Source organism: Nonomuraea sp. NPDC004354 (assembly GCF_053602555.1).
The window spans coordinates 1-21,237 of the sequence record NZ_JBSGDV010000041.1 but is presented as its reverse complement, the minus strand read 5'-3'; the positions used below and the strand labels follow the sequence as shown (position 1 = coordinate 21,237).

Sequence of the window (21,237 nt, the reverse complement as noted above, 5' to 3'; positions counted from 1 at the left end):
CCCTCGCGGTGCCCTGGCCGACCTCCTGGAGGGCGTCCTCCCAGTTGTCGTCCAGGTTGTCGCACCAGAACTTCAGCGTGCGGGCGTAGTGCTCGGTCGAGGCCGCGGCCGAGCCGCTTGTGCTCGTGCACCACGTGTGTGACCGCGACGTTCGCCGAGCGGAGCTCGCGGGCCAGGGCGACGGCCTTGTCGAGCTCGGGCCGGGTGGTGGCGCGGGTGGAGATCTTCTCGGAGAAGACGCGGGTGACGCCAGCGGCCTTGAGGTGTGAGTGACTATGGCGCGCGGTAAAGATGATCTCTTCATGGGAGGCAGACCAGTACGGGAGAAAGGGGCAGGACCCCTTGATCACCTTGCCGAAGACCTGGGAGCACCATTCATAGGCCGGCAGACAAAAGTCCGGCTGTACGCCCAGCGCCCACAGGCGACGCGGCCGGGGTGCTGCCGGGGAGCGTGGTATGTCTGGCGTTGACCGGACCGGACGCCTGCCCCTCGACGGGTACGCGCCCCCAGGTCCAGCCCCGGCGCCGGAGCAGGACGCGCGTGTCCGCGCGGCGGAGTTCGAAGTCCTTGCCGGACCCGGCCCTCGGAGTGTGGGGGAACGGAAACGTACGCTAAGGCTCGTTCGCCCGGCTCGCTGATAGTGGGCGATCTTCGTTGAGCGGGCGCACTCGCGTTGGTTTCCGTTCCACCGCCCCAGCCGCCTTCGGCGGCACGTTCACGAGCCGAAGGACGATGTCTGTCGCGACTGCCGCAGGCGGGGGTCGGTCAGAATCGGTAGCGGAGAATGCGGGCCCCCTGCCGCGACAAGGCCGTACTGCGGGCGGTGAGACGGGTCAGCGCGCGAAGCGGTTGCGGGAACCGGGCTACCTCCGGTGCGCGGGCGAGGATCTGCTCCTCGATCAGTTCGAGGCCGGCGTCCCAGGACTCTGGTTCGTGCGGGTCGTCGAAGCCCTGGGCGGCGCTGATGCCGAGCGCCTTGATGGTCGGGTGATACTTCATGGCCCAGGCGGCGAAGCGGGTGTAGCCGTTGAGCGCGAGCTCGCCCGAAGGGAAATGGCCGGCCAGCGCGCGGGTCATCGCCTGGAAGGAGTCGCCGGGCATGAAGGGGAGCAGCCCCTCGGCGACGATCATCGCCGGCCGGTCACCGGGGATGGCGGTGAGCCAGTCGGAGCTGGTGAGGTCGGCTCCGACCAGGTGGGAACGGCCGGGCAGACATTCGGCCCGCAGGTGCACCACTTCCGGGAAGTCGATGTCGTACCAGTCGACGCCGGGCGGGGGATCACAGCGGAACATCCTGGTGTCCAGGCCGCAGCCCAGGTCGAGCACCACGCATCCGGGGTGAGCGGCGATGTAGGCGCGGACGACGCCGTCGAGCTTCTTGGCGCGCAGTGCCGTGGTGAGGACGAGGTTGGGCTTGACCTTCAGCTTGCCGAAGTCGTAATCGATGTTGCCGGCCATGTCTGCGGAGAACGTGTCGCCGAGGATCGGGCTGGGCTGCCTGGCGTCCAGGGCTCTGGCGTGGAGAGTGAGTAGCAGCGTTTCCTGGATCAGCCCGAGCTGGGGTTGCCAGCGGTGCATGGAGATTCCTTAACGGCGTAGCGGATGACGGGCCGCGAGGTTCTGCAGCCACGTCAGGGAGTCGTGGGCGGCCTTGATGCGCTCGGTGCGGTGCCCCTCGCCGCCCGCGATGTTGAGCCCTTCGTCGGCGATCTCGCCGAACGCGCTCAGGCTTTCGAGCTTGCGCTGGATGACCTTCTGCCAGGCGTCGTCCTCGATGCGGTAGTAGGCGGTGCGGTCGCCGGGCCTTCTCACCTTCTTGACCAGGCCGATGGTGGTGAGGAAGCGCATGTTCGAGGTGAGCGAGGCCCGGCTGGCGGAGATCGCCTCCGCGATCTGCCCGGCGGACTGCTCGGCCGGATCGCAGATCATGAGCCAGCCGAGGATGCGTCCGGTGATGGGCGGCAGCCCCCACTCCTCGACGCAGAAGGCGGCCACCCGCTCCACCCACTGAAGCAGTCGGTCCCGCTGTTCCTCGGTGCTCATCGTCCGGTCCTCCGTTGTCGATCGTGTGCCGGTTCACTGTGTCATGGCGGCCACCGACTCGTAGGTGGGTGTGGGGGTGATGTCCGCGAGCCGGGTCTCGCGCAGGTAGAGGTCGAACCAGTCGATCGCGAGCGCCATGGCCTCCTCCAGGCCCGGGCCGGTGTAGAGGCCGAGTACGTCGTAGGGCAGCACCGCCAGCCGCTTGGGCTCTCCCGCCCGGTCGAAGGCGCTCTGCGCCTCCTCGAGCATGTGGTACGGGTCCCAGCCGCCGTTGGCGATCATCAACAGCGGCGTCGGTGCGAGCCGGTGGATGAGGTTCTCCGGTGCGAAGGTGAGCAGGTGCTCGGCTGAGTCGAGGGTCTTCTCGTTGCGATAGGTGGGAAACAGGCGGGTCGACATGTCGGGGGCGTCCTTCACACTGGCGTGGTCCAGCGCCAGGTGCGGCACGCGAGCGCTCTGCTCGCCCTCGTAGCGGCGTTGCCAGTCCTGCTGCAGTTGGTCGCGCAGCGCGTGGACACCGGCACGGCCCAGGAGTCGTTCCAGGTAGCGCCATCCGTTCCACACACTGGGGCTCTGCGCCACGACGCACTTGATGCGCCGATCGAGCACGGCGGCCTGGGCCGCCACCGAGCCGCCGATGCTGACGCCCCACACTCCGATCCGCTCCGGCTGCACTTCGGGACGGGTCTGCAGGTAGGACACGGCGCTGCGGAAGTCCTCCACCTGCCGCTCCGGGTGGTCCAGGCCGCGCGGCTCGCCTTCGCTGGAACCGACCGTGCGGTAGTCGATGGCCAGCACCGCGAAGCCGGCCTTCACGAAGTACGGCGCGAAGAACGCCAGCGCCTCTTTGACCATCACCCCGCTGTGCCCGAGCACCAGCCCGGGGACCGGTTCGCTCGTTTCGGGCAGGTAGAGATCACCCGCGCAGCGGGTGCCGAGGCTGTTGAAGGTCACGTGTTCCATGGCTTGCTCCGTACTTGTTGGCTAGTTATTTCAAACATGACTGAAATAGCTAGCAATGTCAATCTGGAAGGCTGTGCCGGCCAGGCCCAGCTCAGCGCCTGCCGGTGGCGGGTCAGCTCAAGAGCGTTACCTGTCACATTGATCGATCGGTGGGAAGGAGAGGCACCGTGTCCCTCGTCGCGTTCCCCGGCGCGCCCGACTCGGCCGGCCTGGCAGGTCCGGCCGCGGGCGGGAGCGTCGCGGCCGCCATCGACCGCTTCCTCGGCGCTTTGCCGACCAAGACCACCCGCGACACCTACGCCAAGACCCTCACCCGTCTGGCCGCCATGAGCGGGTACCGGCCGGTCGCCGACCTCGCGCCGGAGGACTACGCCGCGGTCATGGACCGCTGGACCGGCACGGCGGCCGCGACCTGGAACCGGCACCTGTCGGCGCTCGCGGCCAGTACCCGTTCGCCCTCGGGATTGGCGTCGAACTTGATCACACCGGTGAGCAGCTTCACAAAGCCCGACACCGTCGGATAGTGGCTGGCCATCTCCGCTCGCCAGCCGCCGTCGTCGTCGGCGGCTGGCGGCGGCACCATGTCCGTGACCACCTCCACCGCCTCGCGCAGCTGCCCGCGCGGCACGACCGCCTCGATCATCTCCCGCACCTCGAACAGCGCGCCGTCGCCACGAGCGTGGCCAGCCGGCGTGCGTCCGGATGACGTTTCAGCTGCGCGAGCGGACCGTCAGCCCGTATTTGGCCAGTTCCAGCACCCGCCGCAGCGGCATCGACGCATCCAGTTCCAACCGGCACAGTCCGGCGCCGAGGATCTCCTCCACCAGTTGCAAGGCCTTGACCATCGCGGGCCCGGACGCCTTAGACGGACCCTGGCGCCAGCGCTCCAGCTCGGTCATCTTCTTGCCCGGCGGCACTTCCAGCAGCTTCTCCAGCACCTCGACCTGCTCCGACGTCGGCATCGCAGCCAGAGTCGCGAAATAGCCGCTCGGTTTGCTCCTCCCGGATCCGGGCCACCATCCGGGTCAGCGTCGTGATGCCCGGCAGCAGCACGTCGTTCTCGCGCAGCCAGCGCACCGCGTACTGGAACATCTCGGTCGGCCCGTCCCCGGAATTCCACGCGTGCGCGGCCAGGGTCGTCTCCAGCTCTGCCTCGGCCTGGCTGAAGGCCTTCAGCCCCACGGTCCGGCACGTCGGCAGGGGGCAATCACGGTCAGAGTGACAGAATGCGGTACGGCGCGGCATCAGACGGCATTGATCAAGTCAACTCATAATCCGTGGGTCGGGGTTCAAGTCCCACCCGCCTACTCTTCCATGCCGTGTTTGACCTGGGGTTTTACATGCGCCGAGCATGTATCGATGACATCGGTGGGGGTGTGCCCATGTCAATTGCATGGTCTTGGCCATCCGATTTGCGCAGTAAGTGCGTCTTTGGGCTCCGTCTCAAGCCGTTCGCCGATAGCCGCACCCCGCAGCGTGAGCAGGTTCGCCGCGAGCTGCGAATAGACGCATTCTTTACAGGTGAGGTGGCGCTCGCCGGACTGCGTGCCCGGGGGCTGTGGACTGACACGAACTTGTCCAGGTAGGCGGCTACTGCGATCCCGGACCCCGTCGTGCTGATCGGCGGCCAATGGAGCCCCCGTGACCTCACGCGATCGAGCGGAGACGAATCATGCGCTGGAAGGCGCTCGTGAACGCCTTCCAGACCGCCCCTCCTGCCTCTGACCCGCTTCAACTACCAAGATCAGCCGTTAGGTTGCCGCTCCCAGCTTGTGTCGGGCTCGAAGTAGTCGATGTCCATGTGAGAGGGCGGCGGCACATCTAGGGCACCGCCGCCGCCACGGAGCGACAGGGTGGCTGTATGCCCTGTCGCCACGGCCTCACGGGCAGCGATGGGCGAGGTCGTAGCAGGTCCTCCGGCGGAGATGAAGCGGAGAAACTCGGTGATGATCGCAGTGTCGGCGCCGCCGTGACCTCCTGATTCCTGGCGGATGGGGATCGTGAGATCCCCTTCACCGTTGTAGTCGGTGCGCCGGTTCCAGAGTCGGATGACCGATCCGTCGCCGCCGTCACCGAGGTTCTCGATCCGGCCTTCGGTGCCGATGACGGTGTAGCTGCGCCAGTAGTCGGGCGTGTAATGGCACTGCTGGTACGTTGCGAAGACCCCGTTTCCGAGCTCCATGTTGATCATCGAGAGGTCCTCGACATCGATGAGGGGATTGAGTTCGCGCTGCATCCGCGGAGGCCAGGCGTCCGGCGCGTACCAGTCCCACATGGAACGGTCGGAGTTGTCTCGTCGGTCGGTAATCTGACCGTAGAGAGTGAGGCCTCCCATACCGCTGACTCTGCGCGTGTAGCCGCCTGCGAGCCAGTGGATGACGTCGATGTCGTGCGCCCCCTTCTGCAGCAGGAGGCCGGTGGTGTTGGCCCGCTCGGCGTGCCAGTCCTTGAAGTAGAAGTCGCCGCCGTGACCCACGAAATGCCGACACCAGACGGCTTTGACCTCGCCGATCTCGCCGCGCTGGATGAGCTCACGCATCTGCAGCACCAACGGCATGTGCCTCATGTTGTGCCCGACGTACAGCTTGGTTCCTGTACGGCGCGCGGTGGCGAGCACGCGGTCACAATCGCTGACCGTGATCGCCATCGGTTTTTCCAGGTAGACCGGGATTCCCGCCTCCAGGAGTGTCTCCGCGTGCTCGGCGTGGAACCGATCTGGGGATAGGACGAGCACCCCGTCGAGGTCGAGCCGCACGAGGCTCTCGACATCGGGCACGGTGATCACTTCCTCGCCGAACGCCTCCAGGGCGCGGCGACGCGCGCGCTCCGAGGGATCGCAGACGGCGGCGATGAGGGCTCCGGCCCCCGGACGGTGAGCTTCGCGGGCAAGACTGCCACGCAGGCCGAATCCGAGGGCTCCGAGTCGTAGATCGGAAATGGTTTTGATCCTTTTCACGGAGATGCAGGCGTCATACGCACGGGGGTGGAGCCGAGGACGAGGGTGCCCCCAGGGCCTGTGGACATGTACTTGCCGGTCTGGATGTTTTTGAACGCCTGATCCGTATAGGACCACCTCTGGTCGGCGGAGTCGGTGCACTGGGTGACGATCACTGCTGCGCCGGCCGTACCGAAGCACTCATTGGTCTTGTCTATCTTGAGGGTCTGCTGGACCAGGGTGAACGCGGTGGTGCCACAGGTGCCCAAAGCCGCGTGGTCCCCGTCGGACAGGTCGTTGTCGTTGAGGGCGCCCGGCACGGTCAGACATTGGCCGGAGGAGACGGTCAGGCGTTGGTGGGCGAACGTGGCGGGAACCAAGTGGCCGGGTGCGCCCGGCGTGGCGGGGATCCACGGAAGCATCGCGGTCGTGGTGGCGCGGTTCTGGTTGTGGTTGAGGACGTAGTAGAAGCCCTGAGTGACGCACTGGCTCGGGTCGGACGACGGGCAGATGTCCATGTCGTGCATCGCGAAGGTGCGGAACGTGGCCAGCTTGTCGTCGATGGCCTGCTGGGAGAGATTGGCGGCGGCGTACCGGTTGGGGTAGTCGCGGTAGTAGCGGACCTGCGGATGGGTTGCGGCGGCTGCCACGGCGTCGCCCGCCAGCCGGGCGATGATCACGTGGTCGTGGTGGAAGTCGAGGTACTCATCGCCGTCGTGGACGTCGGCGCTGGGGTCGAGGGTGTTGACCACCGACGGGCGGAACGCGTCGAGGTCGGCGATGAGGGTGACGGTGAGATCAGCGCGGGTGTAGGTGTTGCGCCGGTAGAAGTCGGGGATCGTGGCGCCGTCGTTGTAGAGGGCGCGGGTGCTGCCGTAGGTGATGTCGTCGTAGGCGGAGCCGTTGTCGGGGAGCCGGACTTCGAGGATGGACAGCCGGTCGCCGAGTCGCCATTCGAGCAGGTTGTGGCCGTTGACGGTGATCTCTTGAGAGGTCCAGGCGCTTTCGGGCAGTCCGGCCATGCGGGCGTAGGCGGCGCGCACGCCGCGCTCCCTGGCGAGCACGTATCCTTCCCTGTCGGTGTCGTGGTAGTCGCTGGCCACCAGGAAGACGGTGCGCACGCAGGCTCCGCCGCGGATCGCGTCGGAGATCGACGGGTTCAGGAAAAGCAGGTCGTCGTCGTGGTGGGCGACGAGGTTGAGCTCTCTGCTCGTGCAGGTTGACTGAGCCGACGCGGTCGACGGTACGGCGAGCAGTCCGGCGGCGAGCATGAGGGTGCCTAAGATCCGGCGCATCGGGGGCTCCTTAGAAGTGTTCGTGACAGAAGGGCGCGGGGCCCACGGCGAGGGTGTCGAGCATGCGGAGAACCTGGTGGTCGTGAACGGTGATGAGGCCGAGGTCCGCGGCGCGCGATGCCTGAAGATCGCCCAGCAGCACCGCAGCCCAGACGGGTGCGGCGCATTCGATGTCGGGCTCAGCCGAGCACGCCCGGGCTCCCACGCGGCCATCGGAGAAGTCGAGCTGGAGGGTCGTGATGTTCCCCTCGGGCTCGCCGATCGCGACGACCGTGCTACCTTCCGCGGTCGTGTTCAGGCGCAGGGCCCGGAGGACCCTGACATGGTCGACGATCCTGACCTGCAGGCGGTTGTACGGCCTGACCTCGGCGGTGGGGTGGTTGCGGAACAGCGTGTGATGCACGATCTGCGATTCCCCGAGTAGGCGGTGCATCGGCTGATCGGCCTGGGTGGTGAGCCTGACGGTGTTGTACTCGTCGCGCAGGCTGGCCAGCAGGTGGAGGATGCGTCGTAGCGCGGAGGCGTCGTCATACCCGATCTCGGTCACGTGCAGGATGGGCTGTTCCCCGCGAAACCGGGCCCAGCCGCGGATCGGACCGTCGCCGACCCGGTCGACCACCAAGAAGCCGTTGCCTGGAACGGGCGGCAGGCGCTCGATGTCTGCCTGGCCCCGCTCGGTGCGGCGGCGCATGGCCTCGGTCAGCGGGTCCAGATCATCTGACTGGTAAAACCGCAGGTCGGTGTGATCTCCTCTGGGCAGGATGGTCGTGGGGATGGTCCAGTCCGCTCGGCGTTCGGCGAAGCCGTACCCGAAGTGTTCGTAGAACGAGCCGCGGAACGGGGTGAGCGCGGACAGCGCGAACCCCCGGTCGCGGGCGGCCGACAGCAGTTCGCGCATGAGGGCGGATGCCACTCCGCGGCCGGCCCGCCAGGTCTTGATGGTGCCGACGTCGGCGACGCCCTGGCAGGGCAGCGGCGCACCGCGCACCCACATGGTGAAGCTGAGACTGGTAGCTGTGCCGACCGGGACGTTGTCCTCCTCGGCGAGCAGCCAGGATGTTCCCCTGGGGTCTTCCTCGATTTCGACGGGTGTGCCGTCGGCGGAGAAGCTGCGGGTCCTGGCCTCGGCGACGCGGTCGAGTTCGTCACGGCCCGCCCAGTGGAGTTTCACGAGGGGCCGCCCTTGGCGATCGACTGCTGGTACTCCTCGCGGATTTTGTCGCCGCCCTGTCGTTTCCAGTCCGAGCGCAGAGTCTGCAGATAAGTGAGGGGTTTGCGGCCGAGGATCATGTCGGTGACGAGGTCCCCGATGATCGGAAGCTTGGTGCGGCCGCTGACGGCTGTGTCGGAATAGTGGCCGGCGACGGGGTTGGCGATGGCGATCTTCAGGAGTTTCTGCTGGATGTCGTAGGTGTAGGCGGCGCCCTTGGCGTAGATGAACTCCGGGCCCTGCGACAGGTAGCCGATCGGGTTGTTCAGTGTTGTCTCCTTGGCGCCCTTCTCGGTGAGCTGGGGCAGGCCGTCCTTGTCGAAGGTGAAGTGCTCGCCCTCGCTTCCGTAGTGCAGGAAGAGCCACTCGCTGCTGCCGAACGGGGCGGCCAGGAAGTCCAGCACACGCAGCAGTTGTTTCACGCGCTCGGGTGAGGCGCTCTTGTTGATGGCGGTGAAGCCGAGGGAGCCGTACCCCAGGTGGTAGACGGCCTTGTCACCGAATGGAACGATCCCGGCGATCTCCAGGTCCTTGTACTTACGGGGTGCGAGTATGAATCCGGGCATGTCGTCGACCAGCGTGGAGATGGTTCCCTGCGGGAAGAGCACCTCGTAGGGATCGGCGTTCTGGTCAGGGTGGAAGCAGCCGGCCTCGACGACCTTGCGGACGAGTTCGAGCGCCTGCGCGTACTCGTCGGTCTCCAAGTAATAGGTGAGGCTGCCGTCCTTGTTGAGCCGCCAGGTGTTGGGCATGCCGAGTAATTCGCCGAAACGGACCACGTCGTTGGACCCAGCGGGCGCCATCGCCCAACGGTGCTGCGCGGGACGGGTCAGTTCCTTCAACTTGCCGACGAACTCGTCGATGGTGGCGCACTGCGGGCCGCCGACCTCGTCCCAATGAGCCTTGTTGCATTCGTAGATCTGACCGAAGATTCCGTGAGAGACGGGCGGGCCCCAGATTCGGCCGTTGATGATCGCGGTACGCCAGGCGAAGTCACCCAGATTGGCCAGGTTGGGATACGCCTTCACCGCGTCCCCCGACAGGTAGGGCGTCAGATCGGCGAACTTGGCTTCGAGTAGCTCGGCCACCCTGGTCAACCCCTGGTTGGGCGGGAACCAGACCAGTTCGGGGATGTCGCCGCCGGCGATCATTGTGTTGAACTTGGTGGGGTAGTCGCTGGTGATGTCGAACTTGAACGGGGCACCGAGCCGGGTGTTGAGCTGCTGCCAGAAGGCGTTATTGCTCATCGGCGGTGGAACTGCCGAGTCGGTCCACCCGAGCGCGGTGATCGGCTGGCCGCCGGCGGGGATCCCCTTGACGGAGTCAACCAGGCGCTTGGGGAACTTGAGGTAGGCAGGGTCCAATCCCTGAGCGTTTCCCGGCAGGTCGGGGGTTGGCCCCTGGAAGGGAATATAGGTGGGCAGTTTGACCTTGGCCGACGCCGCGGCTCCGCTGCCCGAGCGGGTCGGGGTGGAGCAGGCGGCCAGTAGCGGGGCAGCCGCGAGCAGACCCAGCATGGATCGACGGTTCACGGGGACTCCTTCAGCCCTTGACGGCGCCGGTCAAGACGCCCTTGGTGAAGTGCTTCTGCAGGAACGGGTAGGCGGCCAGCACCGGGACGAGGGCGATGACCACGATCGCCATCTGCAGCGCCTGGCTCGGCGGCATGTGCGCGCTGCTCACCAGTTGGCCCGGTAGCTTCTTGCTGTTGAGGACATAGGTGTTGAGCACCAGTTGCAGGGGCCATTTCGAGGCGTCGTTGAGATAGAGAAGGGCGTCGAAGAAGGAGTTCCAGAAACCGACCGCCTGGAACAGCCCGACGACGGCGATCACTGCCTTCGACAGCGGTAGCACGACAACGCGCAGGGTCTTCAGGTCACCGGCGCCGTCGATGCGAGCCGCGTCCAACAGTTCGCGCGGGATTTTCATGAAGAACGCCCGCAGGATGACCAGATTGAAGGCGCCCAGGAGGTTCGGCAGGATCAACGACCAGTAGGAGTCGAGCAGGCCCAACTGCTTGACCAACAGGTAGCTCGGGATGATGCCCGGGCTGATCAAGAACGTCAGCAGCCCCACCATGAGGATCGCCTTCGAGCCCACCACGCTGGGTCTGCTCAGGCCATAGGCCATGGCCACGGTGGTGGCCAGGCTGAGCAACGTGCCGACGATCGTGATGCCGATACTGACGAGTACGGCCCGGCCGACGACGCCGCCGGAGAGAATCTCCGCGTATGCCGCCAGGGTGGGATGCCGCGGGATCAGGACGTAGCCGCCGTTGGCGACGATCTCCTCTCGGCTGGCCAGGCTGGTTCCGAGCACCAGCAGGAACGGGAAGACGGCGATCACGAAGATCGCGGTCAGCGTGACCGCCTTGGCGCCTTGAGCGGCGCGGTTGGGTCGCTCCATCATCGTTGGTAAACCCCCTGCTCACCGAGCCTGTGCGCGACCTTGTTGGCGACGAAGATGAGCAGGGCTCCCACCAGGCCATTGATGAGCCCGACCACGGCGCCGGTCCCCCAGTCCCCGTTGATCACGCCATGGAAGTAGACCCAGGTGTTGAGTACCTCGGCGGCGTCTGGGCCGACGTTGTTGCGCTGCAGCAGGATCTGCTCGAATCCGACCGACAACAGATCACCCAGTCGCAGGATGAGCAGGAGCACCGTCACCGACCGGATGCCCGGCAGCGTGATGTGCCACATCCGGCGCCACGGCCCCGCGCCGTCGGCGGCGGCCGCCTCGTACAACCCCACGTCGATGCTGGACAGCGCGGCAAGGTAGATGATCGTGCCCCAACCGACGTCCTTCCAGATCACCTGCGCGGTCACCAGCAGCTTGAACAGGTCCGGGTCCGTCATCACGTTGAAGGCGCTGACGCCGTGCTCGGCCAGGAAGCCGCTGATGAATCCGCTGCCGCCCAGCGTCTGCTGGAACAGCGCGACGATCACGACCCAGGACACGAAGTGCGGCAGGTAGACGACGCTCTGCATGAGCCTCTTGATCCGATTGCTGACCAGACTGTTGAGCAGCAGTGCTAACAGGATCGGCGCGGGAAAGTACAGCAGCAGCTGGAGCAGGTTGATTTCGATCGTGTTCCTGACCGCGCTCCAGAAGCTGGGGTCGGTCAGCACGTAGGTGAAGTTCTCCAGGCCGATGAACGGGCTTTCGGAGAAGCCGAGGAACGGCTGATAGTCCTGGAAGGCGACCACGTAGCCGAGCATCGGGACGTAGTTGAAGATCAGCAGGCTGAGCAGGCCGGGCAAGATCAGCAGCAGCATCGTCCGATCGCGGCGGATGCGAGCGAGAAGGGTCATGGCGCGACCCGTTGGTGGTTCTCGAAATAGGCCACGATCTCTGGGGAGAGCGGTGGCACGGTGCGGGGTAGGGCGCCGGATCGAAGCGATTGTGTTGCCTCGATGCCCGTGCAGACGGCCTGCCGGGCACCCAACGGCGTCGTGTCGGTCGCTACGTCACCGGTGATGAAATCCAGGAATTCCCAGACGGTCAGCTGGTCGGCGTCGTCATGGCCTCGCGCGTCGCCGGAGATCCGGTAGACCAGATCCCCGTCGGCGCTGTAGGCGTGTCGCCGGTTCCACACGCGGACCACGCCGCCGTCGCCGTCGCCGAAGTTCTCCAGTCTGCCCTCGGTGCCGATCACGGTGTAGTTGCGCCAGTAGTCGGGGGTGAAGTGGCACTGCTCGTAGGAGCAGAGCACGCCGTTGTCGAGGCGCATCGAGATCATGGAGATGTCCTCCACATCGATCACGGGGTTCAGTCCGCGTTGGGCGCGCGGGGGCCAGGTGGCCAGGTCGTCGTTGAGGTCCTGTGGGTGGCGCTCGGTGCGGCGGGCGTCCAGCTCGCCGTACATCCGCAGGTCGCCCATGCCGACGACCTCGGTGGTGTATCCGCCGGCCAGCCAGTGCATGATGTCGATGTCGTGGGCGCCCTTGTGCACGAGCAGTCCGTTGACGTTGTCCCGCTCCGCGTGCCAGTCCTTGAAGTAGAAGTCGCCGCCGTGGCCCACGAAGTGCCGACACCAGATGGCCTTCACTTCACCGATCTCGCCGCGTTCGATGATCTGCCGCATCAGCCTGACGAAGGCCATATGCCGGACATTGTGTCCGACGTAAATCTTGGTTCGTGTCTCGTAGGCGGTGCTGAGGATGGCGTCAGCGTCCTCGGTGGTGGTGGCGAGGGGCTTTTCCAGGTAGACGGGGACGCCCGCACGCAGGAAGTCCTGGCTGACCTGCGCATGCGTGGCATCGGGTGAGGTCACGAAGACCGCGTCCAGCCCTTGGTCGAGCAGATCGCGGTGGTCAGCGAACACGCCGACCTTGGGGCCGAACAGGGTGCGTGCCCGCTCGTCGGTCTCACGCCGGGGGTCCGCCACGGCGACCACCTTGCCGATCCTGTCGTCGTGCGCCCAGGTCGCGATTCCCGCCCTGGCGCCGATCCCGACGACGCCGAAGCGCAGTCGGGTGGCCGGACGGTTACGCACCGGTGAGGGAGCTTCCGGCTGAGATCGCCTCACGGGAGTAGGAGCCTCGGCGAAGATGATCGCAGGCACGGGTGAGTCGGGCGATCCGACCGTGGCCTGCATGGCGATCGGATAGGCATTGATCAATCCGCCCAGCGCGACGGCGTCCTCACCGAGCGAGCTGGTGACGATCTTGGGTGGGGTACGGTCACCCGTGTCCTCCACAGGCAGGTCCGCCAGGGGATTGGCGAGAACCACCAGCTCCGGATCGACGGCGCGGATCAGCGATGCCACGCCCTCCACGGGCTGGCTGCCGGACAGATCGCCCGCCCTGCTGAAACGCCCCCGGTGCAGGCGCCCCTGGAGCAGGATCGCAGCGCTGATATCGGCCGAGCCGGTTACCAGCACCACATCGTCATGCAGCCGGGCGACCCCGATCTGGTGCTCGGCCACCAGTGCGCAGTTGACCGCGCTGTCGACCACCACCGGGCAGCCCGTGGCGGCACCAAGCCGGGCCACGAGATCCACCCCGACCCACTCCGGCAGTGCTGCCGAGGTCACCAGGCGCCCATCGCTCGACACCGACCCGGGGAAGCCGATTCCGGCCGCATGGAGATCACCACGGCGCAAGCCCAGATCGCCCGCGCAGTCGTCCATGGCCGCACGCAGCACCGAGATCAGCTCGGCGCCACGCTCCGTAAGAGGGAAGCTTCTACGAACACCCACGACACCAGCAAGGTCGGCGATCACGATCCGGATGCAGTTCTGGGCGACCTCCACGCCCGCCACATGCCCCGCGGCCCCCCGGAAGCGGTATCGCCTGGCGGGTCTGCCCGCGGACTTGCCCTCCGGGACCGTGGGCTCGTCCTGCTCCACCACCCCCGCACTCAGCAGGCTTTGCATGACCGCCTCCACTGTCGGCCTGGACAGCCCGCAGATGCGCGCCAGCTCGCTGACCGTGAGTGGGCCGTCATCGCGGACTCGCACCAGGCAGGCGGCCTCATTGAACCGTCGGAGCGTCGAAACATTGCGCTCGTGTACGCCGATCGTGCGCGCCATAGACACCTCCGCTGATTTCGCAAATGGGTTCCATTAATGCGCTGAGGAAGAGGAGATCACTGCGCATCAGCGCATGTCAAGATGCGATTTCCGCCCACCATTAACGAAAGTAGGGTTGCATAAATCGCCTTGCAGGATATGGCGAGCCGTGCCCTGCAGCTCCCCTCACGTCGGCAGGCTGAGCGAGCCCGCCGGACACCCCCGTCGCTGGAGGAGTTCGAACGAGGCGTGATCTCCCGCTCTGGGTTTTGCTCGTGGTCAGTTGTGGGTGGGTGCCTGTCGGCGTTGTCTTGCTCTGGCGGTCGATCAAGAAGGGGCAAGGCAATGAGACGTCATCGGGATCGGTGTGTGGTCTACAAGCGGTGCGGGTGTGCCGATGCGGTCACCGGTAGGCAAGCCGGCGGGCGCTGTGTGCGGCTGGCCGAGGAGGGGCACGGCAGCTGGCACTTCGCGGTGCAGGTGAGCGGCTTGGCCGAGCGGCGGGAGCGGCTGCGGCGCGTTAGCTTCGCCAGCGCCGAACAGGCTCGCCAGGCGGGTCGTGAGATGATCACGCCGATCGGAACGATGTGGCGGTGGGGGAATGCACGCTGGCGCGGTGGCGGCGCCACTGGCTGGAGATGCAGCAACGCCTACGGCCCAGCAGCCGCCAGTCCTATGCCGATCATGTGCGGCTGTATCTGATCCCGCATCTGGGCCGGATCGAGCTGGCCGAGCTGGCCGGCCGCGACGTCGCACGGATGTTCACCGTCTTGGCCGGACGCCGCGATCGGTACGGGGAGCCGATCGCGTCCTCCACCCTGCACCGGATCGGGCGACATCGCGCGCGGCGTTGAACGCCGCGCTCCGTGAGGGCCTGCTGGCCTCCAACCCGGCGCGGATGGTCCGGCTGCCCGCACCGCGTCATCCGTATCCACAGGTGTGGACCGAGCGCCGGGTCGCAGCGTGGCGGCGGAGTGGCGAACGGCCCGCGGTAGCGGTGTGGACCGCCGAGCAACTGGCCGAGTTCCTCGCCTTCGCCCGCGGCGACCCGCTGTATCCGCTGTGGCAGCTGATCGCGTTGCGCGGTCTGCGCCGCGGCGAGGCAGCCGGTCTGCACTGGGTGGACCTGGACCTCGACCGGCGAGAGCTCACCGTGAGCCGGCAACTGGTGCACGCCGACGATGGGCTGATCGCCTGCCCACCGAAAACCGCAGCCAGCCGACGGATCATCGGGCTGGACCCCAAGACGGTCCGGCTACTGCGCCGCCACGAGCACGCCCAACGACAGCTGCTGGGCGACGCCTGGAACGAATCCGGGCCGATCTTCGCCCGGACGGATGGATCCCCGGTCCGGCCGGACTACCTCACCATCCGGTTCCACCGACTGGTGCAAGCCAGCAACCTGCCACCGATCCGGCTGCACGACCTACGGCACGGTACGGCAACTCTCGCCCTGGCCTCAGGCTCGGATCTGCGGGTGGTGTAGGGCACGCTGGGGCACGGCAGCATCGTGGTGACCTCAGACATCTACACCTCGGTGCTGCCGGAGGGGCACCAGCTCGTAGCGCACCGGCCTGGCCAGGTTGCGCTCGGGTGCGTGCGCGATGTCGGCGCGCGGGTGGTCGCAGTCACATGAGCACGCCCGACGGCATCGGCGGCCGGCGAGCCACACCATCGCAAGGTGGGAGGGACGCCGGCCGGTCGCGCTCGCCGTGGGATAACGGTACGGCTGACGGAGGCCGGCGACGCCTTGGCCGCCGCGCACGGAGATGATCGTCTCGTACTCGTATATCGGCGTGCCCATGTGACAGCGCTGGTGCCGGCCGGGATCGCGGGAGTTGAGGCAGGGGCCGGTCCACTGGCAGGCGCAGGCCAGGTAGAAGCCGGGCACCTCGGCGTGCGTCTTGCGCATGGTCTGGGTCCCGGCGTGTTCACGGACCCAGGCGGCCTCGTCGGGTGTCATGACGCTGCCCGGGTGCATGGCCCGCAGTAGTCCTCGCCGTCGCTGCCGCTCCACCCCACCGCTCGGCCGCGATCTCGGCGACGGCCTCGACGGTGGGGGCGGTGACGGAGTAGACGGACCCGCAACAGTTGCGACGCGTAGGTCAGCCGGATTCCCGTGGAACCATCGTGGCATCGATGTCCAAGGCGGCAAGCGGGTCCACGGCGGCAGCGAGATTCTGGGACGATGGTGCTCGTGACGGCACGAACTGTGGGCATCGTGGGCTTGGGCCGAATGGGGCTGACTCTGGCCGCTGGCTTCAGCAGAGCAGTCGAACCGGCACGATTGTTCGTCGCAGGTCGGTCGGTATCCAGCATCGAGCGCGTACGCGCTGCTGTACCTACCGCCACGGTGCTGCCGCCAGCCGACTTGGCTGACCGGGCTACCCTGGTTGTTCTGTGTGTGCGCAACGTGGACCTTCCTGACGTGCTCGCCGTTGTGCGTCCTCGACTTTCGGCGGAGCACATCGTGGTCACGATTAACAACGCACTGCCCCTGCCGAGGCTGGCGGACTCGGTTCCCTGTCCCGTTGCCAAGCTGATTCCCAGCGTCGGTAACGAGATCGGTGCGGGCGCGACGCTGCTCATGCCCGGCCCTGGCCTGAGCGAGGACGCCGTTGCCGAGTTGACGGAGTTACTACAGGGGTTCTCCCGGCCGTTCGTGATCGGCGAGCGACAGGGCCGGGCAGCCACCGACCTGGCATCGTGCGGTCCGGCACTTCTGGCCAGTGTGGCCCAATCGATGATCGCAGCGCAGATCGAGCGCGGCGCGCCGCTACCCCCGGGTCTGGCCGAACAACTCCTCGCGCAGAGCATCGACGCCGTCAGTCGGCTGCTGGATCACGGGACGCCCTTGGCCGAGATCGTGGACCGCGTCGCGGTTCCCGGCGGCAACACCGCCGCTGCCGTCGAGGCGAGCCGCGACGGTCTCGCCGCGGCGTGGCGGGCAGCGTTCTGGGCGACTGCCGACAACGAGCGATCCAAGCCCCTGCCCGCACTGTGATTCATCGTGCGGACAACGACCTTGGCCAGGGTGCCGGTCACGCCGCACAGCGTGCGTTCGGGGAGCTGCCGACTGAGGCCGACACCACCTCCCGGTGGTGATGACGACCTGGACCTGGACCTGGCCGGCGTGGCGCCGTGTCGACGGCCGCTACACCGATATGTGGACAGTGTTGGTGTCGAACTGGCCAAACAGGACGCTCAACTGTTACCGAGCAGCGCACTTCGGTGAAGGTGCACGTGAGTTTGGACGGCACCCGCACCGCGTGCGGTTCTGAGATCCCCGAGCACGCCACGGTGACGATCAAGACGGCCGAGTGGCGCCTGCACACCAACTGCTACAACAGCGGGGCGCGGCTGCCTTCGCTCGGCGGTCGTCGTCATCGCGCACGATGGCCTGCGACGATGCCCGCCGTTCGGGCCGTATGACGCGACACTTACCCGAGGGCCCAACAGTCGCACAACGTGATCGTCGGCGAAGTGTCCGGACACATCCTCCGCCGAGGCTTCGGATCAGGCCGGGACGGAGGGCTCACGGGCCCTGGTTCCCGATGCTCAGGCGTATGTCCAGATTGAGGCGTACCCCGCCGTACGGGCGCACGTGCTGCCAGAACAGCGGGGTCGGGCCGCGCCGGCCGGACCCTGCGGCGACCGACTGGGACCCGAAGAAGGCTCTGGAAGAGGCACATCCGGTGCCGCTGCCGACCGAACCCTCACGGGGGTATAGGAGGCGTCACTCGCCGCCCGCCGGGAGATGTAGTCAGGCTGCGCCTGCGAGGAAACCTCCGCCCGCATCACCGCCGAGCACGACCCCGCCGCTCGTCGGCACTCCCGCTGACGACCTCGTGCTTCTACCCGCGACGGATTGCCGCTGACCAGGGCTAACGGCCATCCGATGTACTTCGTGGCAGCGTCGTTAACGAAAGGCCAACTCGTGGCCTGCCGCACCGTGGCCGAGGAACTGGTCGACCTGGCCACCGCCCCCGCCGCCTCAGGAACACCGATCCCCGAGAGCGTGCTTGCGACCAGGCATGTGGGGTCAGGCCTGGGCGATGGCGCCTTCGATGAGCGCGACGGCGGCGCGAGGGTCGTCGACCTGTACGACGAGGCGGGCGTAGCGCTCATCCGCCAGTTCGATGACGATGGCCTTGGCGGGGTTCTGGACGTCCCAGAAGACCCGCTCGCCGTCCAGATGGAAGGTACCGGCGGTGATCACGCCGGGCAGGTGCGTCCCCGGGGCGCGGATGCCCTTGGTTTCGTTGATCACGCCCGGATCGGCGGTGGCGCCGCGGACGTTGGACAGGGGAATGGCCAGACGGCTCTTCAGTGCCCAGAGCTTGTCCAGCCCCTCGATCACGACGACCAGCGTGTCGCCGTCGATGTGCACTCGCGCCATTTCATGCTCCTTATAGGGAAGGGTCAGGATTGTTCGGGAAAAGGTGTCGCGCCAGAGCGGCGCCCGCCTGTTCGGGCCCGGCACCGGATGACGCCGTCCTGGCGCGCAGCCGGAGTCCGAGCAGCGACGAGGTCAGGGCGCCTCTCAGCGCCGGCGTGGGGATTGCGCCGGTCGGGCCGACGGCAAGCGCCTCGTCGAGGGCGTCCAGGACCGCGGTGACCTCGGCGGCGACCTCCGGGTCGGCCGGCGCGCGTTCGAGCGCCGCCATCAGGACCAGGTCCAGGGCCGAACCGTCCCCTTGGACGGTCAGCGCCCGGCGCACCGCTTCGGCGAAGTCGTGGGCCTCGCCGATCGCGAGGATCAGCGGACGCACCTGGTTTTCCACATGCCACCGCAAGGCAGCCATGTACAGGCCCCGCTTGCTGCCGAAAATCTTGTACAGGCTGTTGCGATGTATGCCGAGGTGGGCGACCAGGTCGTCGATGGAGACGCCGTCGTATGCCCGGTGGGCGAACAGCGCCGCCGCCGCTCGCACCACCTCGGTCTCGTCAAAACCTCTCGGTCGGCCCATGTGGCGATCATAGCCAGTTTAGGAACAATCAGTCAAGAACGACCGTTCCTAAACTGGCGGACACCAGGCGGGCCTCAGGGAGACGTGGAAGTGGGGGCCTCGGGGATCAGGGTGCGGCGGACCGAAAATGTCGTTAAAGGAACCCGGCGCGGTTCATATGGCTGATCGACGGGGCAGCTGCACTCGTGAACACACCCATCGAGAGAGTAGACCAAGTTCGGGAGAAAGGGGCAGTCACGTCGCTGACCACGGCTTTCATGGGGACCCGGGCAAACGGCGCTAAGCCCCGCCCGCTTGGTACGGCACCAGGTCCCCGAGAGCCGGTGGTGTAGCGCTCATTGCTGTTGCGTCAGGATTCCATCCCGGAAGGGCTTAGCCCCTGAACGCCTCACTCGCGGAAGCACTTTCCGTCGCCCTGCTCCTGGCGGTGCTGGCCTGCGCGGTGATCCGGCCGTGGGGCTGGCCGGAGGCCATCGTGGCCGTCCCCGCCGCCGGAGTGGTCATCGCCACAGGCGCGATCTCCCTCGACCACGCGGCAGCCGAGGCCGCCCGGCTGGGGCCGGTGATCGGCTTTCTCGCGGCCGTGCTGGTCCTGGCCCAGCTGTGCGACGACGAGGGGCTGTTCCACGCCTGCGGTGCCTGGATGGCCCGCCGGGCGGCCGGGCGCCCCCGGCGCCTTCTCGTCCTTGTCTTCGTGACGGCCTCGCTGATCACCGCGGTGCTCAGTCTGGACGCCACGGTGGTGCTGCTGACCCCGGTGGTGTTCGCCACCGCCGCCAGGCTGGGCGCCCGAGCGAAGCCGCACGTCTACGCCTGCATCCATCTGTCGAACACCGCCTCGCTGCTGCTGCCGGTCTCCAACCTCACCAACCTGCTGGTCTTCGCCGCCAGCGGCCTGACCTTCACCCGCTTCGCCGCCCTGATGGCTCTACCCTGGCTGGTCGCGATCGGTGCCGAGTACGTGGTGATTCGCCGCTTCTTCGCCATCGACCTGGATGCGGGCGCCGAGGCCCCGCCCACCGACGAGCCCCGCGAACTACCGCTGTTCGCCCTGCTCACGGTGGCGGGCACCCTGGCGGGCTTCGTCCTGACCTCGGTGGTCGGCATCAACCCGGCCTGGGCGGCGGCCGCGGGCGCGGCTGTCCTGGCGGCCCGCGCCCTGGCCCAGCGCCGCACCACCCCCACGGCGATCGTCCGGGCCGCGGCCCTGCCGTTCTGCGCCTTCGTCCTGGCCCTGGGCATCGTGGTGCGCGCGGTGGTCGACAACGGCCTCGCGGACGCCCTGAGCCACGCGATACCCGCCGGCACCGAACTCCCGGCCCTCCTCGCCATCGCGGCACTGGCAGCCGTACTGGCGAACGTCATCAACAACCTGCCCGCCGTCCTGGTCCTGCTCCCCCTGACCGCCCCCACCGGCCCGGGCGCCGTCCTGGCCGTCCTCCTCGGCGTGAACATCGGCCCGAACCTCACCTACGCCGGCTCCCTGGCCACCCTGCTGTGGCGGCGCATCGTGCGCGGACACGACACCGACGTGGAGCTGGGCGAGTTCACCCGGCTCGGCCTGTTCGCCGTCCCCGCCGCCCTGCTGCTCTCGGTGGTGGCACTGTGGGTCTCGCTCCAAGCGATCGGAGGCTGAACACCGTGACTGTCATCGTCTGGATCGTGGAGGGCACCTGGCCCGCCTGCGTCGACGCCGCGCGCACCCACACAGCCGCAGATGCCGACATCGTGCTGCTGCACGTCACCGGCCACGAGGTGCCGGGTGCCGCGCACGGCGCCTACGCCGGACTGCTGGGCCGTGCACGCCCCGACCGTGACCCCGGCACCGCCGTGGAACGCCTGGCCGCCGCCTCCGCCGAACAGCTCCTGGCCGGCGCGGCCGAGCGGCTGGGACGCCCGTGTACCCGCCAAGAGCGCTCGGGCCGCGTCGAACGGGAAGTCGTGACCGCCGCAGAAGGCGCTGACCTGCTCATCCTCGCCCGCGACGGCGACCGTACCCACCTCGGTCCCCGCAGCCTCGGCCCCGCCAGCCGCTTCATCGTCGACCACGCCTCCTGCTCCGTCCTGCTGGTCTGGCCGGAGACCGCACCCAGCACGGCCCCTCACCCGCCGCACCACCGCTAGGAGCTGTTTCTTAGATCTCCTGACGGTGAGCGCTGGTCTTGTCACTCTTGGCATATGGGTCGTGGTGATCTGACGAACGTCGAGTGGGAACGGCTGGTGCCGTTACTGCCGGCTGGCGGGATGCGTGGCGGTCGGTGGAACGACCACCGGATGGTGATCAACGGGGTGCTCTACCGGGCGCGTA

22 protein-coding genes and 2 pseudogenes are annotated in these 21,237 nt (G+C 67.4%); 7 read left to right on the top strand and 17 right to left on the bottom strand.

Features of this window, described 5'->3' with window-relative positions; genetic code table 11:
- The 14 genes and pseudogenes from ACWENQ_RS45545 to ACWENQ_RS45480 form a co-directional block, all read right to left on the bottom strand.
- A pseudogene (locus tag ACWENQ_RS45545) lies at nucleotides 1-350 on the bottom strand (hypothetical protein); the annotation flags it as partial.
- Nucleotides 351-766: 416 nt separating this feature from the next.
- Entirely contained in the window at nucleotides 767-1,579 is an 813-nt protein-coding gene (locus ACWENQ_RS45540) for a class I SAM-dependent methyltransferase (RefSeq protein WP_452419724.1), read from the bottom strand.
- A 9-nt stretch (nucleotides 1,580-1,588) separates the two neighbouring features.
- Nucleotides 1,589-2,044 carry a GbsR/MarR family transcriptional regulator gene (locus ACWENQ_RS45535; RefSeq protein WP_449931623.1) on the bottom strand — a complete coding sequence of 152 codons (456 nt, stop codon included), beginning with the start codon at nucleotides 2,042-2,044 and terminating at the stop codon, nucleotides 1,589-1,591.
- 33 nt (nucleotides 2,045-2,077) lie between these two features.
- Complete coding sequence (locus ACWENQ_RS45530; protein ID WP_449931621.1) at nucleotides 2,078-3,007, bottom strand: alpha/beta hydrolase; 930 nt, start codon at nucleotides 3,005-3,007, stop codon at nucleotides 2,078-2,080.
- A gap of 367 nt (nucleotides 3,008-3,374) precedes the next feature.
- Complete coding sequence (locus tag ACWENQ_RS45525) at nucleotides 3,375-3,650, bottom strand: hypothetical protein (protein ID WP_452419723.1); 276 nt, start codon at nucleotides 3,648-3,650, stop codon at nucleotides 3,375-3,377.
- Between the two features lie 67 nt (nucleotides 3,651-3,717).
- Nucleotides 3,718-3,969, bottom strand: coding sequence for a hypothetical protein (locus ACWENQ_RS45520; RefSeq protein WP_452419725.1), 252 nt, complete (start codon nucleotides 3,967-3,969; stop codon nucleotides 3,718-3,720).
- Complete coding sequence (locus ACWENQ_RS45515) at nucleotides 3,869-4,252, bottom strand: DUF4158 domain-containing protein (protein ID WP_452419722.1); 384 nt, start codon at nucleotides 4,250-4,252, stop codon at nucleotides 3,869-3,871. Before ACWENQ_RS45515 ends, ACWENQ_RS45520 begins: the two co-directional genes overlap by 101 nt.
- Nucleotides 4,253-4,751: 499 nt before the next feature.
- Entirely contained in the window at nucleotides 4,752-5,963 is a 1,212-nt protein-coding gene (locus ACWENQ_RS45510; protein ID WP_452419721.1) for a Gfo/Idh/MocA family protein, read from the bottom strand.
- On the bottom strand, nucleotides 5,960-7,237 hold the full coding sequence (locus ACWENQ_RS45505) for an RICIN domain-containing protein (RefSeq protein ID WP_452419720.1): 1,278 nt from the start codon (nucleotides 7,235-7,237) through the stop codon (nucleotides 5,960-5,962). Before ACWENQ_RS45505 ends, ACWENQ_RS45510 begins: the two co-directional genes overlap by 4 nt.
- Nucleotides 7,238-7,247: 10 nt before the next feature.
- The gene (locus tag ACWENQ_RS45500; RefSeq protein ID WP_452419719.1) at nucleotides 7,248-8,408 is read right to left on the bottom strand and encodes a GNAT family N-acetyltransferase; all 1,161 of its coding nucleotides are present in this window, start codon (nucleotides 8,406-8,408) and stop codon (nucleotides 7,248-7,250) included.
- Complete coding sequence (locus ACWENQ_RS45495) at nucleotides 8,405-9,979, bottom strand: hypothetical protein (protein ID WP_452419718.1); 1,575 nt, start codon at nucleotides 9,977-9,979, stop codon at nucleotides 8,405-8,407. The genes ACWENQ_RS45500 and ACWENQ_RS45495 overlap by 4 nt, the downstream gene beginning before the upstream one ends.
- Nucleotides 9,980-9,989: 10 nt before the next feature.
- Nucleotides 9,990-10,856 carry a carbohydrate ABC transporter permease gene (locus tag ACWENQ_RS45490; RefSeq protein ID WP_452419717.1) on the bottom strand — a complete coding sequence of 289 codons (867 nt, stop codon included), beginning with the start codon at nucleotides 10,854-10,856 and terminating at the stop codon, nucleotides 9,990-9,992.
- Nucleotides 10,853-11,758, bottom strand: coding sequence for an ABC transporter permease (locus tag ACWENQ_RS45485; protein WP_449931605.1), 906 nt, complete (start codon nucleotides 11,756-11,758; stop codon nucleotides 10,853-10,855). The genes ACWENQ_RS45490 and ACWENQ_RS45485 overlap by 4 nt, the downstream gene beginning before the upstream one ends.
- Nucleotides 11,755-13,980, bottom strand: coding sequence for an ROK family protein (locus tag ACWENQ_RS45480; protein WP_449931603.1), 2,226 nt, complete (start codon nucleotides 13,978-13,980; stop codon nucleotides 11,755-11,757). The genes ACWENQ_RS45485 and ACWENQ_RS45480 overlap by 4 nt, the downstream gene beginning before the upstream one ends.
- Before the next feature lie 572 nt (nucleotides 13,981-14,552).
- Here ACWENQ_RS45480 and ACWENQ_RS45475 point away from each other — a divergent pair.
- Both ACWENQ_RS45475 and ACWENQ_RS45470 read left to right on the top strand, forming a co-directional pair.
- A complete protein-coding gene (locus ACWENQ_RS45475; protein ID WP_452419716.1) occupies nucleotides 14,553-14,813 on the top strand; it encodes a tyrosine-type recombinase/integrase in 261 nt (86 codons plus the stop codon).
- The gene (locus ACWENQ_RS45470; protein WP_452419715.1) at nucleotides 14,810-15,445 is read left to right on the top strand and encodes a site-specific integrase; all 636 of its coding nucleotides are present in this window, start codon (nucleotides 14,810-14,812) and stop codon (nucleotides 15,443-15,445) included. Before ACWENQ_RS45475 ends, ACWENQ_RS45470 begins: the two co-directional genes overlap by 4 nt.
- A 33-nt stretch (nucleotides 15,446-15,478) precedes the next feature.
- Here ACWENQ_RS45470 and ACWENQ_RS45465 read toward each other — a convergent pair whose 3' ends face one another.
- Complete coding sequence (locus tag ACWENQ_RS45465; RefSeq protein WP_452419714.1) at nucleotides 15,479-15,940, bottom strand: DUF6248 family natural product biosynthesis protein; 462 nt, start codon at nucleotides 15,938-15,940, stop codon at nucleotides 15,479-15,481.
- A gap of 207 nt (nucleotides 15,941-16,147) precedes the next feature.
- On the opposite strand from ACWENQ_RS45465, the gene ACWENQ_RS45460 reads away from it, so the two are divergent.
- Nucleotides 16,148-16,963, top strand: coding sequence for a pyrroline-5-carboxylate reductase family protein (locus tag ACWENQ_RS45460; RefSeq protein ID WP_306871805.1), 816 nt, complete (start codon nucleotides 16,148-16,150; stop codon nucleotides 16,961-16,963).
- A gap of 239 nt (nucleotides 16,964-17,202) precedes the next feature.
- Complete coding sequence (locus ACWENQ_RS45455; RefSeq protein ID WP_449931596.1) at nucleotides 17,203-17,391, top strand: hypothetical protein; 189 nt, start codon at nucleotides 17,203-17,205, stop codon at nucleotides 17,389-17,391.
- A gap of 610 nt (nucleotides 17,392-18,001) precedes the next feature.
- Here ACWENQ_RS45455 and ACWENQ_RS45450 read toward each other — a convergent pair.
- Together ACWENQ_RS45450 and ACWENQ_RS45445 are read right to left on the bottom strand one after the other, a co-directional pair.
- Nucleotides 18,002-18,358: a hypothetical protein gene (locus tag ACWENQ_RS45450; RefSeq protein WP_452419713.1), complete on the bottom strand. Its 357-nt coding sequence runs from the start codon at nucleotides 18,356-18,358 to the stop codon at nucleotides 18,002-18,004.
- A gap of 10 nt (nucleotides 18,359-18,368) precedes the next feature.
- The gene (locus tag ACWENQ_RS45445) at nucleotides 18,369-18,929 is read right to left on the bottom strand and encodes a TetR/AcrR family transcriptional regulator (RefSeq protein ID WP_452419712.1); all 561 of its coding nucleotides are present in this window, start codon (nucleotides 18,927-18,929) and stop codon (nucleotides 18,369-18,371) included.
- A 427-nt stretch (nucleotides 18,930-19,356) separates the two neighbouring features.
- On the opposite strand from ACWENQ_RS45445, the gene ACWENQ_RS45440 reads away from it, so the two are divergent.
- The 3 genes and pseudogenes from ACWENQ_RS45440 to ACWENQ_RS45430 all read left to right on the top strand — a co-directional run.
- Entirely contained in the window at nucleotides 19,357-20,565 is a 1,209-nt protein-coding gene (locus ACWENQ_RS45440) for an SLC13 family permease (RefSeq protein WP_452419711.1), read from the top strand.
- Nucleotides 20,566-20,570: 5 nt separating this feature from the next.
- The gene (locus tag ACWENQ_RS45435) at nucleotides 20,571-21,053 is read left to right on the top strand and encodes a universal stress protein (protein WP_449931590.1); all 483 of its coding nucleotides are present in this window, start codon (nucleotides 20,571-20,573) and stop codon (nucleotides 21,051-21,053) included.
- A gap of 54 nt (nucleotides 21,054-21,107) precedes the next feature.
- Nucleotides 21,108-21,237 (top strand): annotated as a pseudogene (locus ACWENQ_RS45430) (IS5/IS1182 family transposase); the annotation flags it as partial.